This is a genomic window from Xenorhabdus miraniensis (genome assembly GCF_002632615.1).
This window is the reverse complement of record NZ_NITZ01000001.1, coordinates 159054-183372: the sequence shown is the minus strand read 5'-3', so window position 1 is coordinate 183372 and position 24319 is coordinate 159054. Positions and strand designations below refer to the sequence as shown.

The following is a 24319-nucleotide window of genomic DNA, read 5'->3' as shown; positions in this document are numbered from 1 at the left end:
AGCGTAGCGCGTCAGTGTAGTTTTAATTTTTTGTATTTTCTTTTATGGCGAGCATAGTGATTTTTAATAAAAATATATCGATGAAATTATTATAACAAACCTAATTTCACTCATTGATGGAATACTGATCATAGTTATTGCTTTTATTTCTACTGAATATATGGATAACCAAAGAGTTATCCATATATCTTTTATTAAGCATGTAGAATGACTTGCTGCTGTACCTGTATAGGCTGTAATGTCTGATATTTTTGTCGTATATTATTATATAAATCTGGCATTTCCCCAGCAGATAAAGTAACAATTAAAACATAAGGTAAGTCGTCAAGTTCAGAAACATCGATTGGCATCCCACAGTCGCGACCATGATAGATAATATCAAAGCATGGTGTAGTAAGTTCATCTTGTTTGAATGTGTGCTCACTTCTTAATGTTGTTTCCCACTTATGACCATCATTTCTTTGTTCATTTTCGTCTGCATAAATATTTTTTAAGTTAAAAAGCGGGAATGTTAAGCCTTTTTTCGTATCAGATATCCCCTTCCTCATAGTAATTTCTAAACCACTTCGAGTGTAATTTAATGGGTGTTCTGCGTCCACTGGGCTAGAAAAGCAAAATGTTGCTCGAAGATTGACACAACCTGTAGTTGGTTTATCTGGATAAGGAATGAATGCTCGCATATGTTGAGAAGGTTTGAGCACACCTTGATAAATGACTTTTACTTCATTATCGTCACAATAAATAACATCTGAAATATTATGCGGAAATCTACCCCAGCCAACTTCTGAACGTTCATGATTGCTGTTTTCAGCATGATGAATTAAAAGAGCTTTAGCAGTTAGAGGTGTAATATTATATTGTAAAGATGAACTTAAAGCGATTGCTTGTCTTAATGCTAGTGGAGCAGCAAAGCTAGTGCCTGCGGTACTTGCCAATCCATTATTCATGGGGCTGAATACCTTGAAAGGTTCTTCTGAATCTCCGCCAAAAGCAACACCATCTGGTTTCACGAATCCAGGACTTCTACCGGGGCCAATACAGCTATAGTGGCACCTTTCCCAGTTTTCTGAAAGAGATGTTGCTGCACCTACAGATAAACCATTGACCAAATCGGCAGGTGGTTGAATCCTATTAAGACCTGCTGGCAAATGGCCATCATTTCCAACAGCAACTGTGCATAAAGTATTCCCTGCTGAGAGGGCTTCCTCAAGTGTTGAAGTCCAGACATGAACATCATCATCATCAACAGGTAGTCTCGGCCCCAAGCTTAAATTAATATAATCGTAGTGTTGTGTGTCAAGCACACTCTTTATTCTGATTAGCACATCAAAAAGGTCAATGTCGGCATTATTTATGTTCGAATCTAAGACTCTGTAATGATCAATATTACAGTAAGGCACATTTAGTTTTACAGCACCTGAATCCATAACGCCAAAGAGAAGCGTAGAGGTCACATCTTGTCCATGTGAGAGAAGTTGGGCACTTGTTTTTCCATCTTTGTTAAAGGTGTACTCAGTTACCCACTGACTAAAATCATCAATACTTATTCCTCCGTCAAATATTGCTACCTTTAAATTTGGATTGATTGCTCCTTCTGATGGTAATTTAAAACTAGAAGGGGAATTCACAGAACGTCTAATTACTGGCTCACTAACTCTTAACTCTGGAAGATCTCTAAGCGTCCTTAAAAAAGAAAATTTTGCTATTTTATAAGCCGTTTTTTTATTGGCTTTAATAGGCATAAAGGTCAATCCTTTGACTTTTATGCATCTTTCTTTATCAACGGAGGCACCTTGTTGTAAAGCAAATATAATAAAAGAGTCAACTATAGCTGAATTTTCATCTGGGGTATGTAAGGCTACTTCAATACTTCTTTCATCATCACCTTTTAAAGACTTAATTTTATCGGAGGGGTTAAACATTGAAACACTTTCAAGTGTGATGAAATCATCTTTTTGGCTTTTATTTAAAGTATCATCGTTTAATGCACGCAAAAACGATTGAAAATTTTCAATTTTCCCTGAAACGTAGATACAAGCCGTTGTATACTCATCTTTTCTACCTTTTTTCTTTATGTCTTTACGAGGCTTAATTCTGACAGATTTACTACCTACACTTGTAAGAGAGAATTTGTTAAATAATCCTACCGGAAAATAACTTTTAGCTAGAAAAGCTGGATGAAGCACGAATTTTGCTACTGCTTTATCATCTGGTAGTGCGGAGGCTGGTACGTTTTCAATTTCACTGATTAGTGATGCTAAGTCACTCATTATTACTAGCTTATTTTCATTATAGGTATAGGGTTTATTTTTCCCTCCACCACCTTTTTTTATTTTTACATTACCCGTCAGTGTTTCTCCGTAACCCAAAAGCATATTCTTATCATTCATTACCTTCATCCTCTATTTTAATGATTTTTCTAATTTGCGATCTTGGTATTCCTAAGTCTGACGATATTTTTCTTTGGGAAACACCCTCATCAAGCATCGTTTTTATGACATTTTCCAATGCTGTATTGTTCAGTAATTCATCAATTAGAGCTGAGCTTAAAGGTATCTGCTCTATAATGGAATTCCGCTTCGCTTGATTGATGGATTTTTCAATCACAGCATAAGATATTTCACCTAATCTTGATGAAATATAGTGCGCTAAACTTTCTGCAATTTCTTTCGATATAAGATAACGTTGAATTAAATCATTAGTAGGATATTCAAAGTTTATAACTCTATCAAATCTTCTCCATGCAGCAGTATCCAAAAGTTCAGAATGATTAGTTGCTGCTATGAGAATAGATGTGTTGGGCCATTCATCGATAGATTGTAAAAGAACGGTAACAAGTCTTTTAAGTTCACCGACATCTGTAGCGTCATCTCTTTTTTTGGCAATGGCATCGAACTCGTCAAGTAGTAATATACATGGAAAAGATGAGGCGTAGTTAAGTACGGATCTTATGTTATTTCCTGTCTTACCAAGATAGCTGCTCATCACACTAGCAAGATCAAGAGTCAATAAGGGCATATTTAGTTTGCTGGCTAACCATTTTGCAGCCAAAGTTTTACCTACTCCAGGAGGCCCTCCCATTAAAAGGGAGCGGGACGGATGTAGGCCCTCTTTGTGCAAGAGTTCTTTCATTTCCCATTCGATTACAAAACGATTTAGAGCTAACGATGTGCTTGTTGGCCAAACAGGTTCAACATCTAGAATTACAGGATATGTTTCAACTAACAATTTTTGCCTTGTATCTGCATCTACGGGGGTTGCTCTAGGGGTAATCGGTTGAGCTCTTTCTACAGCATATGCTCCACTAGTTTGCATAAGTAGGCTTTCTAATTTTGTTGCTAATTCTGGTGACTCTTTTTTGAGCTTTTTTGTCACCATGCGTAGTCGCATGACAAGACTGTCTCGCTTGCCAGACAGAGCATCACTGACGACGTCAATGAATATATCATTAGTTAAGTTAATCACTTTACCACCTCATGATAAAATTAAACCAATTTTTTGGTAATGATACACCAATAACGATGTAATTAGTTAGAAAAAACATAAATCCATGCATTATTGGCCCGGATTTGAATGTTTTTGTACCACCTTTAAGTGTGCTAGTATTTTTGATTTTAGTTTGAACAGCTAGCATCTAAATGTTGTATGCTTCATCACCCTTACCGATCTTTGCCTACTAAATGCGGTGTTTTTTGCGAATCAGTTAAGAAAGTACTAATAGTTCCCAATATTAGGGGGATGACTCTTTATTTATCGCATGGTTTGGTGTGAAGAATAGATATAGTTTTTATTGTTCAAACTACCCGTTTCTTGTTGCCATAACGGAAAAAAACGTCTAGTCTGAATTAGTTTACTCGCCATCATAGATGGCCATATAGCTGTAATGGCAACAAAAACTCCCGTAGCCTGAAAGGGAGAGCAAGAATTGTGGTACATCTGCACACCTTTGGAAGCAGATATTGTCAAGACACCTAAACCCTCGTCTGGCAATGAAGGTCTCTAAAACTAAAAAATACACTCAAAAGGTGTTTTTATATTGCCAATCAAGTGTAGTGAACATTAGGTCATGCACTTATCTTTTATATCAACTCCCTTTATCTTCAATGAATAACAGGATGGCTTTAGTACATCCGGTTCATACTTATCACGATCACTGTCTGAAATATTCAGCGGACAATTTTTCTACATCTAAATATTTAACTCATTACTACCGTTTGATTCTTCATCTTGCGGCAACTACTGGTATTTCAACGTTCGCACTACTTTTGCTAACCGTTCGCGGAACTCAAGGCGTCACTTTTTGCGGATTTACCGCTGAAAGTGACGCCGCAGCAAAAGAGCAATACAACCCTGACAGGCTTTGGCCTGCTTAACCACACAGTGAATCTGACACTGCATTTTATAGATAAAAAAGCATCAAAAGGAGAACTTGACGATATCGAGGCTGGCTTTTTTGCCAGTGGGGATGACCTGTTAATACAGGCGGCAGTACAGCGTACTCAACCGATACCCCGCAATACCTCAACTTGCGTTCACTCTGGCGCACAGATATCCGTCAAGGGCAAGGCAGATTCTTCTTGTTTTGCCGCATTGTCGCGCGCCAGAGATTGCATGTTGTCAGGTATAATAAGTAAGGAAATCGATGAGCTGGTTGATTAAAGAATTGACCGTATTTGGAACGCTGAACATTATGTTGAGCAAGTTTATAACCGTTAAACTTAGTCGTTCGGTTATTGAGTCCAATAATACAATCAGTTAAAGTATTCCCGCCATTGGCACAATCCAATGGTCAAGGTTTAGCAGCCTTGTCACTCATAGACACTGGCAGAAATTTTGCTAGTGTGCCTGTTATCGCCTTTTCAATGGTGGTTCAGGCGGGGGAGACGTAAGTCTCGCTGGTATGAGTGCCAGTCTGCTAACCCTGCCTTGAATCACCACCATCAATGATTAATTAATGGAAGGGGTAGCAGGAATGAATAATAATGCTAGAAATGACTGGCATCAGGCCGATATTATTGCTGCATTACGTAAACGAGGTACAACCTTAGCGGCTGTTTCTCGTGAGGCAGGACTCAGTTCATCAACATTAGCAAATGCACTCAGCAGGCAATGGCCTAAAGGCGAGTGGATAATTGCTAACTATCTCGGTATTCATCCCTCAGAAATCTGGCCTAGCCGTTATTTTGATGAGCATGGTCGATTAATTGAGCGTAAGGTTCGAGATAAGTCACAGGAATAACCCGCTTTAACTTGTGATCAACTTTGTGAAAATGATAAATTTTTATACAAAGCCCTGAGAGTGAGATGACAGATCAATTTAAACCTCATGGCTTTTTTAACTTCACTCTTATACCAATGTATTCATAAAAATATATTAAAATCAAATGCATGAACAAGTAAAAGGAGTAAAATAAATATGGGGCACAAAATGGGGCATTTCGAAAATTTATTTTTAATAATTTATTTAATTTCAATTAATTATATTGGTTTGCGAGTCCGGCCTTCGCACCATTCGTTAGGTTTCTAACGTTTACCCAAGTCTACAAATTCCCTAAAAACCCCACTAAATCAAGATAGTTAATTATTTTGACGTCTACTCCAGTCCGTTGCAATCAACATGCAGCAAAATGTAACACAGGTAACCATACTTATTTGTTTAATATGCTATATTAATTACGATCTTATAGCTTTCCCGTTAATCACACTAGAATACATAAATAATTCTGGTATATCCTGTCCTGCGGTGTATCACAAATGTGCAATTATCATGGGCAAGATAAAGAATTTTCTAGCTGGGGTTGGTTTTCGAACTGACAAAAATGATAAGGGAGTTAAATGTGGATTAAGCCATTATTTAATATGCTGATAATAATAATTTTATTTATTTTTAGCAACATAGGATTTATTTCTATTGATTTAACTATAAAAGAAGTAATAACTCTGTGGACAAGCAAGGAGTATAGCCCATCTGAATTGTCTTTTTTTATTCAGATCACCGATTATGTAATGCTGATTAATAATTTTATGTTTGTTTTATGTGCTACCATATTCTTTTTCAGAAATAAATTAAAATATAGTTTGAGAATTATTTTTTCTGTGTTTTTAATTACCTTACTAAATAACATATCTACTTTTATTTACGTTTTGAATTTTTCGACTTTTTTTAAATTTATCAAAAATCATGATTTACATTTTACATTTTACATTTTACATTTTACATTGATTTTATTTCCTGTCTCAATGGTTATTATTTATATTCTTGCAAGGATAAAAACAAATGAACAATAGGGATATCATCAGGTAATCAAGGATATTAGATAAACTCGACTCTCATACATTAAATATGTATGACACGACTTGTCGATGGCTACCTAAGGGTGTTTTTATCTTGATTGAACCAAGTGGTTATGTGAACATCTAAGTTGGAAATTGTAAATATTAAAATCAAACTTTAATGAGGATAAGTATTTTGAGTAAATTTGAACACATTAATGTTTCAGGTAATAATAACCAATTTTGAGATAACAATGTCCAGAACAACGCAATCAACAATAATAATTATAACGGTAACAATAATAACAAAGATGAAGAAAATGCTCCTACACTACTTTTTGGTGTAGCCGTAGGATCAGCTGCAATTGTTTGGTGGTTCAGTACCCCGTTTGGTTCATTGATGTAGCAAAACAGAACATTAATGATATGGAATTAAAGTTGAATATGATACCAAAAGAAGCTTTGCATGGGCTAATACCCATGGAAACCAATATCAGTCTCATATTACACTTATTAGTCGAATACAACAACTTCAAAATAATGAAATGAAGCTCTCTATATATCTGAAATAATGAGAGCTATTTTTAGTTTTAATTAATTAGATTATATTCTTCAATTCATGTATGCTTTTTATTTTCCAGTCAGAAATATCCCAATATGAGTAATTATATTCGATATTATTTGGTATAACTATACATTTCATTGAGGCTGCTTTAACTGAAATCATGCCGATTTTTGAATCTTCTATTCCTATGCACTCTGTAGGTAAAATATTCAGTTTTTCTGCGGCGTTTAGATAAACCATTGGGTGGGGTTTGTTATATGGCATACCCTCTGCTGAGGATATATAATCAAAATAATTATCAATACCACATTGTTCGACTATTTTTAACAGGAAGGATAATGGAGAAGCAGAAGCAATGCCAATTTTAATATTTTTCTTCACTAATAGTTCTAAGCACTCTACTACTCCATTCATAAGCGGTTTTTCCGTAAGAATTAATTCAACCCCTTTGTGAAAAAGTTCTTTTTCAATTTTAGATTTATTTAAATCATTTTTATTATAAAGTCGACAAGCTCTATCTATCATACCGGATACTGGTATACCTGCCATACTAAGCATTTCATCATAAGTGATAGGAATACCATAATGATTTAAAATTAGCATGCCTGATTTTTTCCATAGTGGTTCAGAGTCTATCAATACACCATCCATATCGAAAATAACTGCTTTCATAATCATCTCCTTTGCTTAGTTATACAAGGCCATGCTTATTTTTATAGCCATTAAATCATTTTTTTTATCAGACTGTAGTAATTTTACCTCATATCATTTTACACCTAATTAATTATTTTAGTATCGTGAGGTTAATCACAATTTAACTAATAAAGTTAATTATATTGAGCTATTTCAATATAATCATGGTGTCAATTCTCAGTTAAACTGATATTTACTCTTACAAAAAACGATATTTCCTTCACCATATACAATACAGCACGATATGTATTCTGGCTCGTCCACGAGATCCCAATCCTGCACGAAAACTCACATTAAGATTAATGTCCTCAATGAAGAAAAATTTTCCTTTTCAAAGTGGCTCTCACAAATATTGATCCAGATCTCTGTACTAAGCAAAGCCATCACTTCTTTTGGAAAAAAAGCATGTTAGTGCTTGAATTTTATTCCTTACAGAGTATATTAAGATTAATAACCATATAAAATGTAGTGTTTATTGAGATTTTTAATTAATCGTATAAGGATGCTTTATGGACATCAGTAGCCTACTTATGGACTTTAGAATAACCTCACATTGTAATCTCGATTGTGATCTATGCTTCCGAAACCCGGGCATAGAAGATTCTCCTCTCACCACCGCATTTACTGTCATTGACCGGATGTATCAAATGGGCTTCCGGCGTATAGGTTTTACAGGAGGGGAACCTACTTCAAGAGCAGACTTTATTGAACTAATTGAATACGCAAAAAACATTGGATTTATGACCTACTTGTCAACAGTTGGACATCGCTTCATGATGGATCATAAGCGATTAAACCCTGTTTTAGACTGGGTGGGAATGCCAATTGACGGGATTGACCAGCAGGTTAATACGGATATTCGCAGTGGCAAAATGAGCAATCAGCACAGAGTGATCAAAAATATATTGATGTGGCTCCCTGATGCACATAACAGTATTAATATCAAACTAACCACAGTTGTTTCCCAGTCAAATGTAAATACCTTAAACGATATTGTTAGCTGGGTTGAGAATCTCCCTTATAAAATTCAGGCATGGCGTTTTTATCAGTTCTGCCCATTAGGGGTTGGGAAAGAAAAAAGGGATAAACTGGAGATAGAAACCGATTTGTTTATCCGCAAAATGGGGGCACTGAAAAAACAGTATCCGACCATGCCAATAAGCTGGGCTACCTTTGAAGAGCGTGATAAAGCCAATGTCGTCATGGAACCCAATTTTGATATTATTATCCCTGATGGTGAAAACTATACTCTGCTCGGTAATATGCTGGCAGACCCGCCAGAAAAAATTTTGGCAGCAATTTTCGGGAATAGTGAAATCATACATAAATGTGAAAATAATCGATTCTGGTTGGATAACAGGAAATTTACAGCATGAAATATGATTATCTTTATATGGACCCCTGGTCCGCAGACAAAAGAGAAGGAAATTTAGAAAGAAAACCGCTCTATATATGTCTGTCCGGAAACTCCGGGGTGGGAAAAAGTACCCTGCTTAAACGACTGTCTTCATCCCTATTTCAACATGACCCGTATACCATCGCCATTGACGAAAAAAGTGTTCACCACTCTTTCTTGCAGTATCTTTTTGACGATACCAATAACTACGGTTATCTAATACAACTTAACTTTATGATCCAACGGGCTCTGCTAATCAAATCTTGGGTGGCTAAAGGATTTAACCTGGTGATGGAACGTTCTCACCTTGAAGATTACATATTTATTAATTTCATGCTGAAGACGGGGTATATCAATGAATCACATCACAGAGCATATATGCAATTATGGGAAGAAATAAATCACATTATTCCTGTACCAGACCTTATCGTTTTCCTTGATTATTCCGCAGAATATTCTCTTCAACATTTGTATGATGATGAAATTCACGGGATCCGCCCCAGGGAGTTTCCTAATGAAGTGACAAAAATTAAATGGATAAAAGGCTGGCATGACGAATATCAATATTTCTTGAATAATCTCCCCGAAAATCTCCGGAGCAGAGTGATGATTTGTCAAAGTCCGGATAATATTGACGCATTTTCTGATATAGTCATCAACAAAATCAATATGCTGCGGAGGTGATATGCGTCAGAGAACAATTGTTTGTCCTATCATTCAAAATAATGGGGAATACCTGCTTTGTAAAATGGCATCTGATCGTGGTGTATTTCCGGGTCAATGGGCGCTGTCCGGAGGAGGAATGGAGTCCAGCGAAACAATGGAAGTGGCGCTGAGACGAGAAATCAGGGAAGAACTGGGTGAAGCTCTGGAAATAACGGAAGTGAAACCTTGGGCTTTTCGTGATGATATCCGGGTTAAAACGTATCCGGATGGCACCACCGAAGAAATTTACATGATTTACCTCATCTTTGACTGTATCAGTGCCAACCGGAACATTACATTCAACGAAGAATTTCAGGAAATTGCGTGGGTGTCACCAGAAGCCATGAAAGCCATGGATCTGAATGAAGCAACACGGATTACCTTTACCCAGAAGGGAATAATCTGATAAATTCCGCCGGTTCATCCCTGCCATCCATGGTGAAGGCAGGGTCGATAGGCCAAACAGATCTAACACTACAACCACTCCACAATTTTGTGGTCAATAAAAATTGGTCACTCACTGAGTGTTTTCCCAAAATAATCTTTCTGATCCTTTGGATATCCACCCATCACGACAATTTGGATTTTTAGTACATCGTTCAACGGGTTCTTTAGGGCACTGTTGCAAAGTTCGGATTTCGTGGGTTCATTATCACTCGGAGTACCCGGTATGAATGTATTCAAAGGGCGCCATTTCACGGGCATTATCATTTTATGAGCAGTGCGTTGGTACTGCAAATATGGCATCAGCTATCGTGCGCTTCAGGAGATGTTGGCTGAACGGGGAATCAATGTTGATCATACGACAATTTACCGTTGGGTACAGCGTTATGCGCCTGATTTAAATCGGAGATAATGCAATCTTGTGGCTTTGTTTACCATAATTAATCCTATTTCTAAAAAAACGGTGTTTAATAATTGATATTAGCCCCTAGGGTGCGAGCATACTTTGATTAGTATTTATCCTTAAAATGTAAATATTGTTCTTTAACCCTATGGTTTACTATAAAAGTTGAATGATTTTTTTGTGGTCATATTTTTCTCTATATAAATACTATAAAACTTCATTTTTAAAAACAATCGTCTTTAAAAGGTGATTAAAATAGTGTGCTCGCGCCCTGTATCAAACCCAACATCAGAAACTATAAATAAATCATGTTAGCTTCTGACGTTGAGATGATTTAATAGATATTTATAATTATTCTCATTGAGATATATTATTTATTTTCCAATAATCAATGGAGTCTCTGTTTAAATCTATTTTTCCATCTGGGTATTCAACTCTTGCATTTCCTCGAGGATATATTCCAGGAGGATTTTCTGAAACAATTATTTTGGGCATTTTAGTTTCGTCCAAAGTGGGCATGTAGGTGATTTTCCATTCACTTCCAGGAATCAAATTTAACCCGAACGAAGTTGTTCCACCTGATTCTCCATATAATCCTATTTGATTAGGCGTATCATAATCCTTTCGGAGAAAAGGATAAATAATTGGTTTATAATTAATATAATTTGTGAATTCTTTCATTTCCTTAGGCTTTTCTGAGTCATTGATATAAATCGTTATACCTGTTCCAGTATAGGGCACAGCATCTTTTATTAAATGATTAACATCAGTGTACATAATAACGAATACAATAGTATTGATGTGCCATTGACACCAGCCCCCTCCTTGAAGAGGTATTTTTTCCTTAAAATAACCAGTTGTGGGATTTACTGAAATATTAACGTCATCACCTTGATGCCTAGGGGTATGATAAATCGCTCCTCCAGCAGTATTGTGAGTAGACAAACATTTATTTGAGATATATCTTCTCTTCAAAATGGGAGTAGTATTCGGAGGAATAACACCTTCAACTGTGATCCACTGATTGTTTTCAGGAGGTGAAAATGGTTCAGAATTATCTTTATAAGTTTGCCAAGAGTCCGAAATGGCATTAGATAAAAAGTCACACCCTGTTAGGCACAAAGTGAGTGGTAATAATATAAATGGCATCAACTTTATCATACTCGCTGCGATTCCTATCTTTATTTAGAATAACGTTGTAAGGCAATAATGCCTCTTTCATCTTTTCGGGTTATTTCCAACGTAGTGGCCAATTGATTATCTATTTCTCTTAAGAAATAATATTCTCTGATTTTTTTTCTTTGAAATACTGCGCGAATCGAATGCGGTTCACTTTCAAGAAATGATAAATCTTCCTGCTTCCTTTGCAATTTTTTATCCGGTGAAAGAGTGCACAGTTCTCGCAATCTCTTATCAATATATTCAGCATATAAGGCGCTACTATGGTCAAGAAGGCCTGTCCCACGCTTACCTGTAGGATTTTCGTCACCCTGAAAAAATGAACGTATCTCTTGCTCTCTGTATTTATCTACTTTGGTCTGTTGTTCAATAAATTCTTTAGTCTCTTTTCTGGTTTTTTCATTTAACTCCGGAAGTAAATAAAGTTTTGATTCTGAATCAGGGAGAGCATAAAAGTAAACTAATTTACCATGGTGTAAAAAGGGGTCGTTATCACGGCTGAGTGACTTAACACTTTTTGCAGTGAGAGCACCTGCTATACTTAATGATGTTCCAATAGCAGTATCAAATACTTCGATTGCGTATCCTACAAATTTTTAATCTGCTTGAAGAGCAATATTATCCATATCCTTGTTAAACGGTACAGATGGAACAAAATCATCTTCATTAACATGACGATAATGAGTAATTTCAGTGAGTTCCTGCACTGCGCTTTGGGTAAATAAACGTGGCATACCGTAGGTATAGAGGCAGGGATTATAGGATTTGAGTTGTGCACTATGTAACAAGGCGAGGGCACCACCCAAACTATGACCGCAGACGAATAGTTTTCTTACTTTTGCTAGTCCCAAAACATGTTCGAATACTGTTTCCCTTTTTTCTATATCAGGAACTTGGATATCTTTGACAAGATGAAAAGCTTCCCAAAAACCTTTATGGACCTTTCCTTTTTCGCTAAAACCGCTACATACACCTTTAGGTGTACAGCCTAATTCTAGCGGCTGGAATGTTCCATCTGTGAGAATATCCTTTTTTTCCGTCATTTCAGTGCCGCGCCATCCAACAATAACTTCTTTATTATTTGCTACATAAAAAAGCTGAGTATGTCCCTGAGGGATATCTTGTTTATTTGAGTCAATGTAGACGACCTCAGTATAGCGATCACTGAATGGGACATCATAAACAACCGGGGTAAAAGATTGGTCATTAAACTTATAGGGAAGTTCTGAAATATCAAGCATCTGGTTATTAAAAACATTCACAATAGAGCCAGTGGCGTACTTATTGTCATCACCATAAGTTAATATGCTCATCAGTGAAAAATTATAGGCGTTAACCAGTGAATAATCTTTTTGGTGATGCAATAATAAAGACCATGCCCTGAATGGGCAGACCTCAATCACATAGCGATAAGTATCAAAAGCGGAAGGTATGACTTCAAGACCTACTGGTTCATCATTGGGAAAGTGGCAACTAGGAAGAGGGATTCCTTTTTTCCATCCTTTAATAACGGGCATTTTATCAACCAGCTCTCCAATCATTGCATAATAATATTGACAGCCTAATTTTTGACTTTCTGCAAAAACGGTTGAAATTTTGGACATAGAATCCTTAGAGCGTGCATATTTGTATTCGCCGTTACGCTTGACTCTCAATGGGCGTTTTTCCATTTCATCTGCAAATTCTTGCCCACTAAGAAATAAACGTAAAGGAGAAGCCAATAATTGTTCTTCCCGGATCATACCATTTCCGTCTGTTGTTCCTTTGCGCGTGGTTTTTCTATTTTTTAATGTATAGGGCATATTGGCTATGGGTTTATTATGTTCATCGACAAGCTGAATTTCTATTTTGTTCTTTAACATAGCCTGACAATCATGACAATAAATCGAATTTGCATTACTCATCAATCTTTCTCCTGTTCTTTTCTTGTTCCATCGTCAACAGATAATCCTGACCAGAGATTTTCTCAACGTATTGGCCCGCTTCAATTTTTTGCTGCAACCACTGTTCTATTCGTAGCTCCAGACTACCCACAGGTTGATCCAGTTGTTTCGCCATCTCACCGTGGTTTTCCCATAAATCATCATAAAGTGAACTGCTTAACACTTTCAGACCGTAAGGGGATCGCAGCCAGACTGTCAGCAGGTGTTCACCCAGTGTAAACGGGATTTTACTGTTACCTTCACCACAGGCTTCGGGACGGCAAAACCACATCGGCTGTGGTGTGTCGATCATCAGTTCTGTGACGGGAGTCAACATCAGTGACCAGTCGCTGGGTGTGAAGGCGGGTATCATCGAACCAAAAACACGGGCATCCATGATGCGGAACAGCACCTGCTCGCCATTCATCATCACCAGTTGTCGCCGCTGCCAGTGAGTAAGCTGCTCCTGCCACGGCATATCGCTGCGGTAAGCCCAACCCCAACTGTTATCACTCACCGCGTGGCGATCCAACACCATTCCTATCTGGAATAACTGATGGATTTTCGCCTGTACCAACCACGGGCTTTGTTTCAGCATTTTGCGCATCGGCGTACCGCTATACAGCGGAAATGCCTCCTCCACCCAGTCATTCAGGTAAAAATGTTCCACCGGATTCGGTGTTGCCAGCGAATTGAGGATAAAGAATACCGGGGCATCATTGGGTTTATTCAGCCATGCCTGCCAGCTTGTTGTAGTTTCTGTCATCGTCTCTTCCGTCATTATGATTATTCCTTTTTGGTGGGTTTAATCACTGGGCTGGCATCTTGCTGAGCCAGTAACGGGCAGTATGGGTGAGCTGGAAACTCCACCTCCGGCAACGGTGCCACACCTTCCGGTAATTGCAGTGCCAGCCCGCGCCCGCTGCCACCCGACCCTTGCCCGACATTAATCGGTGAACAGAGAATGCCGCCCGGCGTGACTTTCAGAAAACTGCCGCCCACTTTCAGGGTGATTTCTGCTGCGGCTTCCAGCACCACTTTGCCACCGCTTTTTAGGTGGATTTCCTGCCCGCTGTCAATGACGGTGGCATCCCCGGTCTGGATATGCTGGCTGCCGGCAATCCGGTGCGACACATCCCCTTCGGTGGTGATTTTGCGGGAACCGGCAACCTGATGGTGGTCATCGGCACGGATATCGTGATAACGGTTGTTATCGATGCGGCTCTTCTGGTCGTGCTTGATATGCCAGTAAGCATCATTTTCGATATGCGCGGTCAGGTCTTTCTGGCCGTGGAGATAGATTTCTTCGCGGTCTTTCGCATCCTCAAAGCGCAGTTCGTTAAACCCTTTGCCCTTGTGCGTCTTGGTCTTAAAGGTAGTGCGGGTTTTTTCTGCCGGTAAATCCAGCGGTGGACGGTTCAGGCCATTGTAGACACAGCCGGTGACAATCGGACGGTCAATATCCCCATTGAGGTAAGAGATAATCACTTCCTGCCCGATACGCGGTATCGCCATAAAACCAAAGCCGTTACCGTTCCAGCCCTGTGCTACCCGCACCCAGCACGACGCGCCATCATCCGGTGGGTCGTAGCGGTTCCAGTGGAAATGCACTTTAATCGCCCCGTCTTTATTGACGAAGATTTCCTCCCCTTCCGGGCCGACCACGATGGCGGTTTCATCGCCATCTGCCAAGGGTTTGTAGTGGAAAGGCGGGCGGTAATCATCGAGCCCTGAAATAAAACTGAACTGGTTGGAGAGCGTGGTGCCTTCGCCGCTACTGTCTCCCAGTGCCTGCGGGCAACGTCCGTGATGGCTGATACCGACCACCTGCCAGCGGGTATTGAGCGGGGTATGCGGATGACTTTTTATCTCGAAGATTTTGCCCGGCATCAGTTTGATGCAGTTACTGCTGCCGCTGCCGGTTTGTTTCTGGTTATCCAGCGCTTCCTGCCGGTATTTTAAAAACGGGATGGCGGCGGCATCTTTCTGGAAACGCCCGTAACTTTCAAACACGGTATAGGGGGTCTGGCTGCCAAAATCGCGGAAACCTTCGCTGCTCTGCATATGGGAGAGGTGATAGCGCGGGTTCTCCGGGTTGAAGTCTTTGTGCAGGCTGCGCTGCGGACTCATGCCGACCCCCAGCCGCACCTGATAAATCGTATCTGTCCCGTGCGCGGTTTCCGGCTGTGGTTGGTAAAGTAATGGCAGACCGGCGGTCATCCCCAGATGGCTGTCACTGAAAAACACCGTTTCATCCTCAAACCAGAAACTGACTCCCTCTTCCGCTGCTAACCGGCAGAAAAACGCATAATCGGATTCGCGTTTCTGGGTAACATACTCCCTGTCCTGATGCGCATCGTAGAGCTTCGAATTCGCTTTTACCCGGTGCTTTTTCAGCAGGCTGTTTAAAATGGCAGGGACATTTTGCTGATGATAAATCCGGCTGTCCTGATTGAGCGTCAGGCGCCAGCAGGCAGGACGCACGGTCACAGTATAAAGCGTCTTATTGCCATCGGTGCCTGTCCAATCCGCGTGGGAAATGATGCCGGTGATTTTTCGTTGTTCCGCCTCACCGTGAAAGATTTGCAGCACCGCTTCCTGCATCAGCAGTGAGGCCAAATCAATCTCCGCCTGCGGTTTAAACGGGTTAGCGTTACCGGCTCTGACTAACGTCAGGTTCAGGGTAAACAGTTCCGATAACCCTTCCTGTAGGGAGAATTCCCCCACGGCAAAAGTGTCTTCCGGCACACCGGCGATGTGGCAGACAAAGCGTAATCCACTTTTCATGTTAATTTTTTCCTTATGATTGATGTCATGCGTGCCTTAATCCATTACATTTCCGGGCGTAACCCGCCGACATGCCAGAACTGCCACAGCACCTTGCCGCTGTCCGGGGTGAAAACCTCCAGCATGACAAACGAAGACCGGGTGATAAAACAGGCCAGCGCCTGATTGATTAACCGGCAAAATCGGTACATCTCGCCCAGATTACGGTAGCAGTCAGGGTTCAGCGTAAGTGACAGTAAATGCCCGCGAATGGGGCGGCCTCGCCGCATCCGGTCAGTCAGGCGTTCTTTGACCTGAACAATACCGTCAATATGTTGGCGGAACTGGCGACTGAGTGGACGATGCGTGTCAGCATACGGGTCAAACAGCCGGAGAAACTGTTTCAAGCTGTCGGTGGCAAACAACATCATCGGCGGACTGGAAAGGCAGGACAGCAACGGCCAGCCGCTATTTTCCTGTAACAGCGGCGGGTAATCGGTGGTGACTGGTGTGATATTGCGTGCGCTGAGATGAGACGGTGAGCCTTCCTGTGTCACGTTGATGGTCTCTTGCGTTAATCCCGGTGCCTGTTCATGGTAGCCAGTGAAATAACACGAAACCTCAATGGCGGGTAAGTCGCTTGCTGGTTTGCCCGTCAAATTAAAAAAGTGCAACCAGTGCTGTATTCTGCCTAAAAAATCCTGTTCGGTCTGAAGCTGATAGTAAAACGTGTCGGGTTGCTCATTCTCATCCCGAAAACGCCCAGCGGGAGTAAACTGTTCAATCGGCAGCCAACGATAAGGCGTGCCCCGTTGCTCACTGTCATCAGGCTGTTGCACGACCTGAATATCACGCAGCCGGAACAATCGTACCGACTCCCCCAATGGCAGGGGATAGCGGTGATTGCCAGCCTCAAGTGCAATGGTTGGGCTGACCCGGTTTTCCAGCTGAATGGCGGGAACGCAGCCCAACAAAAATGCCTCATCGACATTTTCCAGTGGCAATTCACCTTCAAAACGAAAAATCAGTTCAAACGTGCCGTCTGTATTCAGTGGCACTTTTGTGCAACTGTTGCTGATATCCAGCGTGACAAAATTATAAAGTTCAGGCAGCGCATAATATTCCACCAACGGTTGCAGGCCGGAATACGTATTCTTTGGCGCAGGCAACACCGGACTATCAAACAGGTCATGCCAGCCATAAGGGGAACAGCCCAGTTTTCGCCGTTCTCCCTGTGTTCTCAGGCTGACGTCACAGAGATGCTGATCCAGCCACAGGCTGAGCTGTGCCGCCTTTTCTGTGTCTGTGCCGAGGAAAAAAGTTAATGCGCCGCTTTGCCAGACCGGAGAAACGGCGCCGGTTTGACACAGGGTCAGCATGATTTCACTGTGGGTGCCAGTTTTTTCACCGTGCGTTGTTGCACGATCAACGGCTCAATATGCAGGGGACGGCAGGTTTTAAAGGTCAGTAACTGCCCGTTGAGGCTGGCTGAAACGGACGTGCTCGCCGGAATATCGGTGCTGCCCTGATGCTCGCCCCCGGCAGGATAGAACTGCATTATCGTGGTCGGCGGAATCGGAGACAGGGCTAACGGCCAGATACGCGAGAGAATACCGTGGGTAATTTCGGGAAAGTCATCGTCCAGTTTATCCCGTAAATTGGACGTCAGCAGGGCAAAGGCTTCGAAAACCCGTTCAATATCGGGATCATGGGATGAAATCAGAAAATCAGCCAAATGTGGCGATTCTTTCGCCACACACTGTGCCAGTTCCCGCAGGTAGGCGCGTTCTTGCAGGTACAGCGATTCCTTGTTGTTTTTCATTGAATTTCACTTACGTTTTATCCATCAGGGATCGGTATTGTGCTGAATCATATGGATATAAAATGGATACTCGTCAGTCAAGGTGGTTTATTGTACACCCTTATCAATAAAATTAATTAATCAATTAGATTCAATTTTCATCTGATTTTGGCGGGATATGGGGATGTCAGCCGTTTTTGAGAAGGAATTTAGATAAAAATAGGGGAAACTACCGTTTGATCTCTCTATACTTAACCGCTAACTCTTGGAGAATGTTATGCAACTTTCGGATTTAGGAAATAGAATTTGTATTATAGGGCCTTCGAACAGCGGTAAATCTACTTTTGCTCATGCGATCTCAAGGAGATGTGATTTAAAAGTGATTCATCTGGATCAGTTTTTTCATTTACCCAATACAGACTGGCAGGAACGTCCCGTAGATGAATTCCTCTCATTGCATGATAGGGCAATACAAGAGGAAAGCTGGGTTATAGATGGAAACTATGGAAGATGTCTGCCACAACGCTTATCCAGAGCTACAGGGGTAATTTTATTAGACGTTTCGACTCCATCAAGCCTGTTACGTTATGCAAATAGAACCCTATTCCAACGTAACCATCGCTATGGTGCTCTGGAAGGCAATAAGGACACCATCAAATGGAAAATGATCCATCATATTTCTGTTGTCACACCAAAAAGCAGAAAACGTTATGCGGTATTGTTTGAACAATTGACTATACCGAAGATCAAACTCTCATCGATTAAAGAGATTAAAAAGCAGTTTGATGAATGGGGGCTAACTCCATAACCGATTGAGATGTTTTCCTTTCATTATATTTATATCTAAGCAAAATAATTTTCTAATTTCATCTGCCACTAACAGTATATAAATCTATGGTGATGTCATTTGGGTCACTATCCAATAGAAAAGTAACCCAAAATTAAAAAATAAAAGCGAATAACAGCTTCTGCCACCAACTTAACAAGTTGTTCTTTCACTCTTTCCGCCGTCTCAAGAACTTCTTCATAACTGAGCGATTGCTCCAAAATACCATATGCTCCTGTAACTATGCTCTAAAAGTGTGTAGTACATGCAGAATGCTTACTATTCCTGCGATTGAGGTAAGAATAAGTGATTACAATTATCGATATTGCAGAAGACTAAACTGGCTTGTCTATATTTGTTTTCTTGATCGGAAGCTCTGATCTTAAACGGGCAAGTAGTTTTGTTTTTCATCCAAAGTTCAGGTTAAAAATATTAAAATAATTTAAGGGAAAAATAAGCATGAAAGCTATTAATTTGTTCAGCCTAATAACACTGTTATGCTTTGTTTTAACTGGTTGTGATAAAACCAACTCTGATACCAATATCAACACTAATACCAACACTAATACCAACACTAATCCCTACGACAATGATAATGGCCCGTCTGAAAGCCAGATACATCAAGCTATTCAAACCCATTTTGATGAATGGGCTAAACATGACAGTGAATTTCAACATCAAACAGGACAGCTTGTTTTCGAATCAGTAGAGAAAGTGGGCTATTGTGAGCCATCTAAGGCTGAACCAACTAAGTTACGCTGTCCGGTAATAATCCATGTTAATCAGAAAAGAGCGCTGAATCTCAATCCGACACGCCATGAAGTGAGTCAGAAAATGTATATCTGGCAAGAAAATGGAGATTGGGTTGTCGATTTTCGATTAAGAGGACAAATACGGGCCAGTATTATTTTCGGTGCAGTAGGTTTTGAGATTAGTCACCTGGAAGACGCGAAGTAAGCATATTATTTGCTGTATTCGGTTCTTTATTAAACTGAAATTGATGGAAGCTGATTTATTAAAGCTTCCAATTCCTTGGGAATAAAACTCAACCCCGACAATACATCCGAAAAAGCCTTGCTAAATATTCCCCGGCGGGAGTGAGTTTGGTATCTTTTCGTTGAATAAGGCCAAAAGTGGCAAACGGAAGCTGTTCTTTAAGATTTAACGCCACAAATTGCTGATCAAATAAATCTTCATCAACCACATCTACCGCCACAATTGTTAAGAAATCACTTTCGGCGGCTAAGCTCATGCACGACATCAATGTTTCACAGGTAACACTAAAGACCGGTGGGTGATGCAGTGATGAGAATGTCTCAAGTAATCTACGATAATAAGTGTCCTTAGGTGTTGGCATCGTCCAATTGCAATCAGCTAATTCGTCTAAAGAGGTTGCACTCGCTTTTGGATGCCCTTTTCGTACTATTACTTTGTATTCTTTTTCCATCAGCTTTTCGAAGTTCAATTCTGCATCCAAACTGCCGGGATAATAGGTATTGACAGTAAAATCCAATTCACCTCGTCTGAGTTGAGGCAGCATAGTTAATAACTGCCCCTCAACAACTCTTAAATTTACGGTTGGGTAATCACGATGAAATTGTGTGATCACTTTCGGCATAATGGTCCGTGCAATACTGCCGGCAACACCAATATTAACCACCCCTCCGATCAAACCAATTTGTTGCTGAATATCTTCCTGTGCAATGCGAAGTTCCTCAAGTATCAAACTGGCACGTTGTAAAAAACCTTGTCCGCACTCTGTTAAATAAATACCCTGGTTACTGCGTATAAATAATTTTGCACCAAGTGAATCTTCCAGTTCCCGAATCGATTTAGTTAAGGCAGGCTGCGAGAGTGACAAAAACCGGCTGGCAGCCCTGATACTGCCATGACGGTTGATTTCAACAAAAGCACGTAGTTGATTGAGTTTTATTGGTGTCGCCATTTTTCTCTCTTACGATAACTTTTAATTATATAGGTAAAGTTAATTGTATCTTATTTGAATTGAATTTATTGTCTACATTATAAAATAGAAATAACGTGGTTATATGGAATAAAGTGTTAATAAATATTTTTTGATTATTATTCTTAGTAAGTGGAGTGATTAAAATAAAAATAATTCAATCTATTAACTCAAACCAATATGTGTGAAATAAACCAAATAAATTCCATCCTGTCCGATAACTATATCTAATAAATTTCAAATTTCCATGCTGTAGTAAAGAAACGAATCTTAGATCACATAAATAATGATGTGATTGAACATAGCCAACAAAACAGCAAATTGAAAAATGGGGAATAAAAGAGAGCATTATTATGGGTATTTTACTAAGCGAATCTATTCAGCAAATGACTGAAAAATTACAAAATTGGCGTCGTGATTTCCACCATTTTGCCGAATCCGGCTGGTTCGAATTCAGGACAGCAACGATTGTGGCAGATGAACTGCATCGTTTGGGTTATAGCCTGAAAATGGGAAAAGAGGTTCTCAAGGCAGAAGCCAGAATGGGGTTACCTTCAGCGCAGGAATTACAGGAGCAGGAACAGCGTGCGGTTAAGCAGGGCGCTTTGGCTGAGTGGCTTCCTCACTTTTCGGGTGGCTTCACAGGCATTGTTGCGACACTCGATACAGGAAAAACCGGGCCAACACTGGCCTTTCGGGTTGATATGGATGCCCTTGATCTGAACGAGGAGCAAACCCATGTCCATCGTCCTTATGCTGAAGGTTTTTCCTCTTGCAACGCACACATGATGCATGCCTGTGGTCATGATGGTCATACTGCAATCGGCTTAGGCCTCGCACATATACTGAAAAAACACCAAAGCCACCTGACCGGAAAAATTAAACTGATTTTTCAACCTGCGGAAGAAGGAACCCGGGGGGCAAAATCCATGGTGGAAGCGGGTGTCGTCGATGATGTTGATTTCTTTATTGCTATCCATCTTGGCCTTGGTGTGTCTCACGGGGAATTAGTCTGCGGTTGTGATAACTTTCTTGCCACTACCAAAATTGATGTTACCTATCGTGGTGTTTCTGCCCATTCTGGCGCGAAACCAGAAGAGGGTAGAAATGCCTTATTAGCTGCCGCTCAGGCAGCACTGGGACTGCATGCAATTCCTCGCCACAGCGAAGGCAGCTCACGCATTAACGTCGGAGTGTTACAGGCGGGCATTGGCCGTAACGTTGTTCCTGACTACGCATTAATGAAAATAGAGACTCGTGGAAAAACTAACGAGATCAATGAATTCATTTACCATCAAGCCCTCAGCATTATTGAAGGCGCTGCCAAAATGCAGGGCGTTGAATATGAACTAAAGCTAATGGGAGCCGCGCAAAGTAGCCTGCCTAGCCCGGCGTGGGTCGATTTCATTTATCAACAAACTCAGAAAAATATCCCAGAACTTTCCTCTGTTGCCAAAAACCTCCAGCAACCCGCAGGTTCGGAAGATGCGACCTATTTTATGGAACGGGTTAAAGCGAATGGCGGTCAAGCTACTTACCTCATTTTCGGTACAGAACTTAGTGCCGGTCATCATAATGAACGGTTTGACTTTGATGAGAACGTAATGAAAACCGCTGTGAAAACACTGGCCACTATTGCACTTCATCTGCCTGATTTCAGAACAACATGATTAAAAAATAATAACGACAGCAAATACACGAAGGAAAAAACCATGAGTGAAGCAACTATCCCTGCCAATAAGAGCCCAGGACGTATTCTTGGTTGGATCGAAAAAGTTGGAAATAAAATACCCAATCCTTTTGTTTTATTCGTCTATTTAACCGCTGTTTTAATGATCGCGACGGCTATTTTTTCTTGGTTTGATTTAGTTGTAAAAAATCCGACAAATGGAGAACTCGTCAGAGTTAAAAACTTACTTGGTGCTGAAGGATTGCAGTGGATTTTGCCGAATATTGTTAAAAATTTCAGTGGCTTTACACCACTTGGCGCAATATTGGCGTTAGTTATTGGCGCGGGGCTTGCAGAAAAAGTCGGCCTGTTGCAATCCCTGATGTATAAAATGGCGTCTGGCATTAATAAACGTTATGCCAGCTATATGGTGCTATTTATCGCCTTTTTCAGCCATATTTCATCGGATGCTGCGCTTGTTATCATGCCGCCGTTAGGGGCGTTGATCTTTATTGCAGTTGGTCGCCATCCCGTTGCTGGCTTACTGGCTGCTATTGCGGGTGTTGCGTCAGGATTTACCGCGAATTTATTGATTGTCACTACTGATGTTCTGCTATCTGGTATCAGTACCGAAGCGGCTAAAATACTTGATCCTAACTTACAAGTCAGTGTCATTGATAACTGGTATTTTATGGCAACCTCCGTGGTTGTACTGACGATTGCCGGGGCTATCTTAACGGATAAATTTGTTGAACCGCGTCTTCCTGCCTGGAACGGCAGTCATAATGACAAGCTGGAAAAGCTCACACCACAACAAAATCGTGGATTGCTGATGAGTGGTTTGTCAGCGCTGGTTTTCATTGGTATTACAGCGCTGCTGGTCGTTCCTGAAAACGGATTACTGCGTGATCCACAGACTGGAACAATCATTCCATCGCCATTTATCAAAGGGATTGTGCCGGTTATCATTTTGTTTTTCTTCGTCGTGTCGATTACATATGGTGTTTCGACAAAACAGATAAAAAAGCCCAATGATATTCCTGAGCTGCTGGTTGATCCCATGAAAAGCATGGCGGGCTTTATCATCATGGTCTTCCCTCTGGCCCAATTTGTTGCCTTCTTTAACTGGAGCAACATGGGTAAATTTATGGCAATAGGGCTGACTGATATACTGGAAACTTTGGGAATGACCGGTGTTCCCGCTTTCATCGGATTAATGTTCTTATCTTCTTTCCTGTGTATGTTTATCGCGAGTGGCTCTGCCATTTGGTCGATTCTGGCCCCGATTTTTGTACCGATGTTTGTCTTGCTTGGCTTTCATCCTGCTTTTGCCCAAATCATCTTCCGTATTTCCGATTCCGCGGTATTACCTTTAGCGCCGCTGTCACCTTTTCTGCCACTCTTTTTAGGCTTTCTTCAGCGCTATTATCAAAATGCAAAATTAGGCACTTATTACACGTTAATCCTTCCTTATCCTTTGGTGTTTTATGCGGTCTGGATAGTGCTGCTGATAGGGTGGTATTTTGCTGGATTGCCGATTGGGCCGGGGATCTACCCAGTGTTGTCGTGATTTTAATTAAAAGATATGACCGGAAATAAAAGTAAGGCGCATGATCATTTTAATCATGCGCCAAGTGAATTTACACCACATGTTTGTAACCGAAGTTGAGTTGAAAGCCACCAGATTTTGCATAGCTTAGTAGGGTACTCAACA

The 24319-nt window shown here is 40.6% G+C and carries 18 protein-coding genes and 2 pseudogenes; 10 read left to right on the top strand and 10 right to left on the bottom strand.

Features of this window, described 5'->3' with window-relative positions:
- Positions 1-194: 194 nt before the first annotated feature.
- Together Xmir_RS00770 and Xmir_RS00765 are read right to left on the bottom strand one after the other, a co-directional pair.
- The gene (locus tag Xmir_RS00770) at positions 195-2390 is read right to left on the bottom strand and encodes a S8 family peptidase (RefSeq protein WP_099112596.1); all 2196 of its coding nucleotides are present in this window, start codon (positions 2388-2390) and stop codon (positions 195-197) included.
- Positions 2383-3465, bottom strand: coding sequence for an AAA family ATPase (locus tag Xmir_RS00765; RefSeq protein WP_092516991.1), 1083 nt, complete (start codon positions 3463-3465; stop codon positions 2383-2385). The genes Xmir_RS00770 and Xmir_RS00765 overlap by 8 nt, the downstream gene beginning before the upstream one ends.
- An 855-nt stretch (positions 3466-4320) precedes the next feature.
- On the opposite strand from Xmir_RS00765, the gene Xmir_RS00760 reads away from it, so the two are divergent.
- Together Xmir_RS00760 and Xmir_RS00755 are read left to right on the top strand one after the other, a co-directional pair.
- Positions 4321-4659, top strand: a complete 339-nt coding sequence (locus tag Xmir_RS00760) for a hypothetical protein (protein ID WP_099112595.1) — start codon at positions 4321-4323, stop codon at positions 4657-4659.
- A 313-nt stretch (positions 4660-4972) separates the two neighbouring features.
- Positions 4973-5239: a helix-turn-helix domain-containing protein gene (locus tag Xmir_RS00755; RefSeq protein ID WP_099112594.1), complete on the top strand. Its 267-nt coding sequence runs from the start codon at positions 4973-4975 to the stop codon at positions 5237-5239.
- A 1632-nt stretch (positions 5240-6871) separates the two neighbouring features.
- Here Xmir_RS00755 and hxpB read toward each other — a convergent pair.
- Positions 6872-7510: a hexitol phosphatase HxpB gene (gene hxpB / locus Xmir_RS00745; protein WP_208620368.1), complete on the bottom strand. Its 639-nt coding sequence runs from the start codon at positions 7508-7510 to the stop codon at positions 6872-6874.
- Positions 7511-8040: 530 nt separating this feature from the next.
- On the opposite strand from hxpB, the gene Xmir_RS00740 reads away from it, so the two are divergent.
- The 4 genes and pseudogenes from Xmir_RS00740 to Xmir_RS00725 all read left to right on the top strand — a co-directional run.
- Positions 8041-8907 (top strand): radical SAM protein, encoded by an 867-nt coding sequence (locus Xmir_RS00740; protein WP_099112592.1) that lies wholly within the window; start codon positions 8041-8043, stop codon positions 8905-8907.
- The gene (locus Xmir_RS00735) at positions 8904-9611 is read left to right on the top strand and encodes a deoxynucleoside kinase (protein WP_099112591.1); all 708 of its coding nucleotides are present in this window, start codon (positions 8904-8906) and stop codon (positions 9609-9611) included. The genes Xmir_RS00740 and Xmir_RS00735 overlap by 4 nt, the downstream gene beginning before the upstream one ends.
- Position 9612: 1 nt before the next feature.
- A complete protein-coding gene (gene nudI, locus Xmir_RS00730; RefSeq protein WP_099112590.1) occupies positions 9613-10038 on the top strand; it encodes a nucleoside triphosphatase NudI in 426 nt (141 codons plus the stop codon).
- A 315-nt stretch (positions 10039-10353) separates the two neighbouring features.
- A pseudogene (locus tag Xmir_RS00725) lies at positions 10354-10485 on the top strand (IS6 family transposase); the annotation flags it as partial.
- Positions 10486-10836: 351 nt separating this feature from the next.
- On the opposite strand, the gene Xmir_RS00720 reads toward Xmir_RS00725, so the two are convergent.
- From Xmir_RS00720 to tssF, 5 genes and pseudogenes are all read right to left on the bottom strand, one after another.
- A complete protein-coding gene (locus tag Xmir_RS00720; RefSeq protein ID WP_244170824.1) occupies positions 10837-11640 on the bottom strand; it encodes a hypothetical protein in 804 nt (267 codons plus the stop codon).
- A gap of 614 nt (positions 11641-12254) precedes the next feature.
- A complete protein-coding gene (locus Xmir_RS00715; protein ID WP_244170823.1) occupies positions 12255-13562 on the bottom strand; it encodes a lipase family protein in 1308 nt (435 codons plus the stop codon).
- Positions 13555-14361: a DUF4123 domain-containing protein gene (locus Xmir_RS00710; RefSeq protein ID WP_099112589.1), complete on the bottom strand. Its 807-nt coding sequence runs from the start codon at positions 14359-14361 to the stop codon at positions 13555-13557. The genes Xmir_RS00715 and Xmir_RS00710 overlap by 8 nt, the downstream gene beginning before the upstream one ends.
- A gap of 5 nt (positions 14362-14366) precedes the next feature.
- Positions 14367-16367 (bottom strand): type VI secretion system Vgr family protein, encoded by a 2001-nt coding sequence (locus tag Xmir_RS00705; RefSeq protein WP_099112588.1) that lies wholly within the window; start codon positions 16365-16367, stop codon positions 14367-14369.
- Between the two features lie 44 nt (positions 16368-16411).
- Positions 16412-18168 (bottom strand): annotated as a pseudogene (gene tssF, locus Xmir_RS00700) (type VI secretion system baseplate subunit TssF).
- 256 nt (positions 18169-18424) lie between these two features.
- Between tssF and Xmir_RS00695 the strand changes: the two are divergent.
- The gene (locus tag Xmir_RS00695) at positions 18425-18955 is read left to right on the top strand and encodes a P-loop NTPase family protein (protein ID WP_099112587.1); all 531 of its coding nucleotides are present in this window, start codon (positions 18425-18427) and stop codon (positions 18953-18955) included.
- A 107-nt stretch (positions 18956-19062) separates the two neighbouring features.
- Here Xmir_RS00695 and Xmir_RS29760 read toward each other — a convergent pair whose 3' ends face one another.
- Positions 19063-19194, bottom strand: a complete 132-nt coding sequence (locus Xmir_RS29760) for a hypothetical protein (protein WP_279627195.1) — start codon at positions 19192-19194, stop codon at positions 19063-19065.
- A 238-nt stretch (positions 19195-19432) separates the two neighbouring features.
- Here Xmir_RS29760 and Xmir_RS00690 point away from each other — a divergent pair, with 238 nt between their 5' ends.
- Entirely contained in the window at positions 19433-19930 is a 498-nt protein-coding gene (locus Xmir_RS00690) for a hypothetical protein (protein ID WP_099112586.1), read from the top strand.
- A gap of 88 nt (positions 19931-20018) precedes the next feature.
- Here Xmir_RS00690 and Xmir_RS00685 read toward each other — a convergent pair whose 3' ends face one another.
- A complete protein-coding gene (locus tag Xmir_RS00685; RefSeq protein WP_099112585.1) occupies positions 20019-20918 on the bottom strand; it encodes a LysR family transcriptional regulator in 900 nt (299 codons plus the stop codon).
- A 371-nt stretch (positions 20919-21289) separates the two neighbouring features.
- Between Xmir_RS00685 and Xmir_RS00680 the strand changes: the two genes are divergently transcribed.
- Both Xmir_RS00680 and abgT read left to right on the top strand, forming a co-directional pair.
- Positions 21290-22606: an amidohydrolase gene (locus Xmir_RS00680; RefSeq protein ID WP_099112584.1), complete on the top strand. Its 1317-nt coding sequence runs from the start codon at positions 21290-21292 to the stop codon at positions 22604-22606.
- Between the two features lie 42 nt (positions 22607-22648).
- Positions 22649-24175 (top strand): p-aminobenzoyl-glutamate transporter, encoded by a 1527-nt coding sequence (gene abgT, locus Xmir_RS00675; protein ID WP_099112583.1) that lies wholly within the window; start codon positions 22649-22651, stop codon positions 24173-24175.
- Positions 24176-24319: the final 144 nt, after the last annotated feature.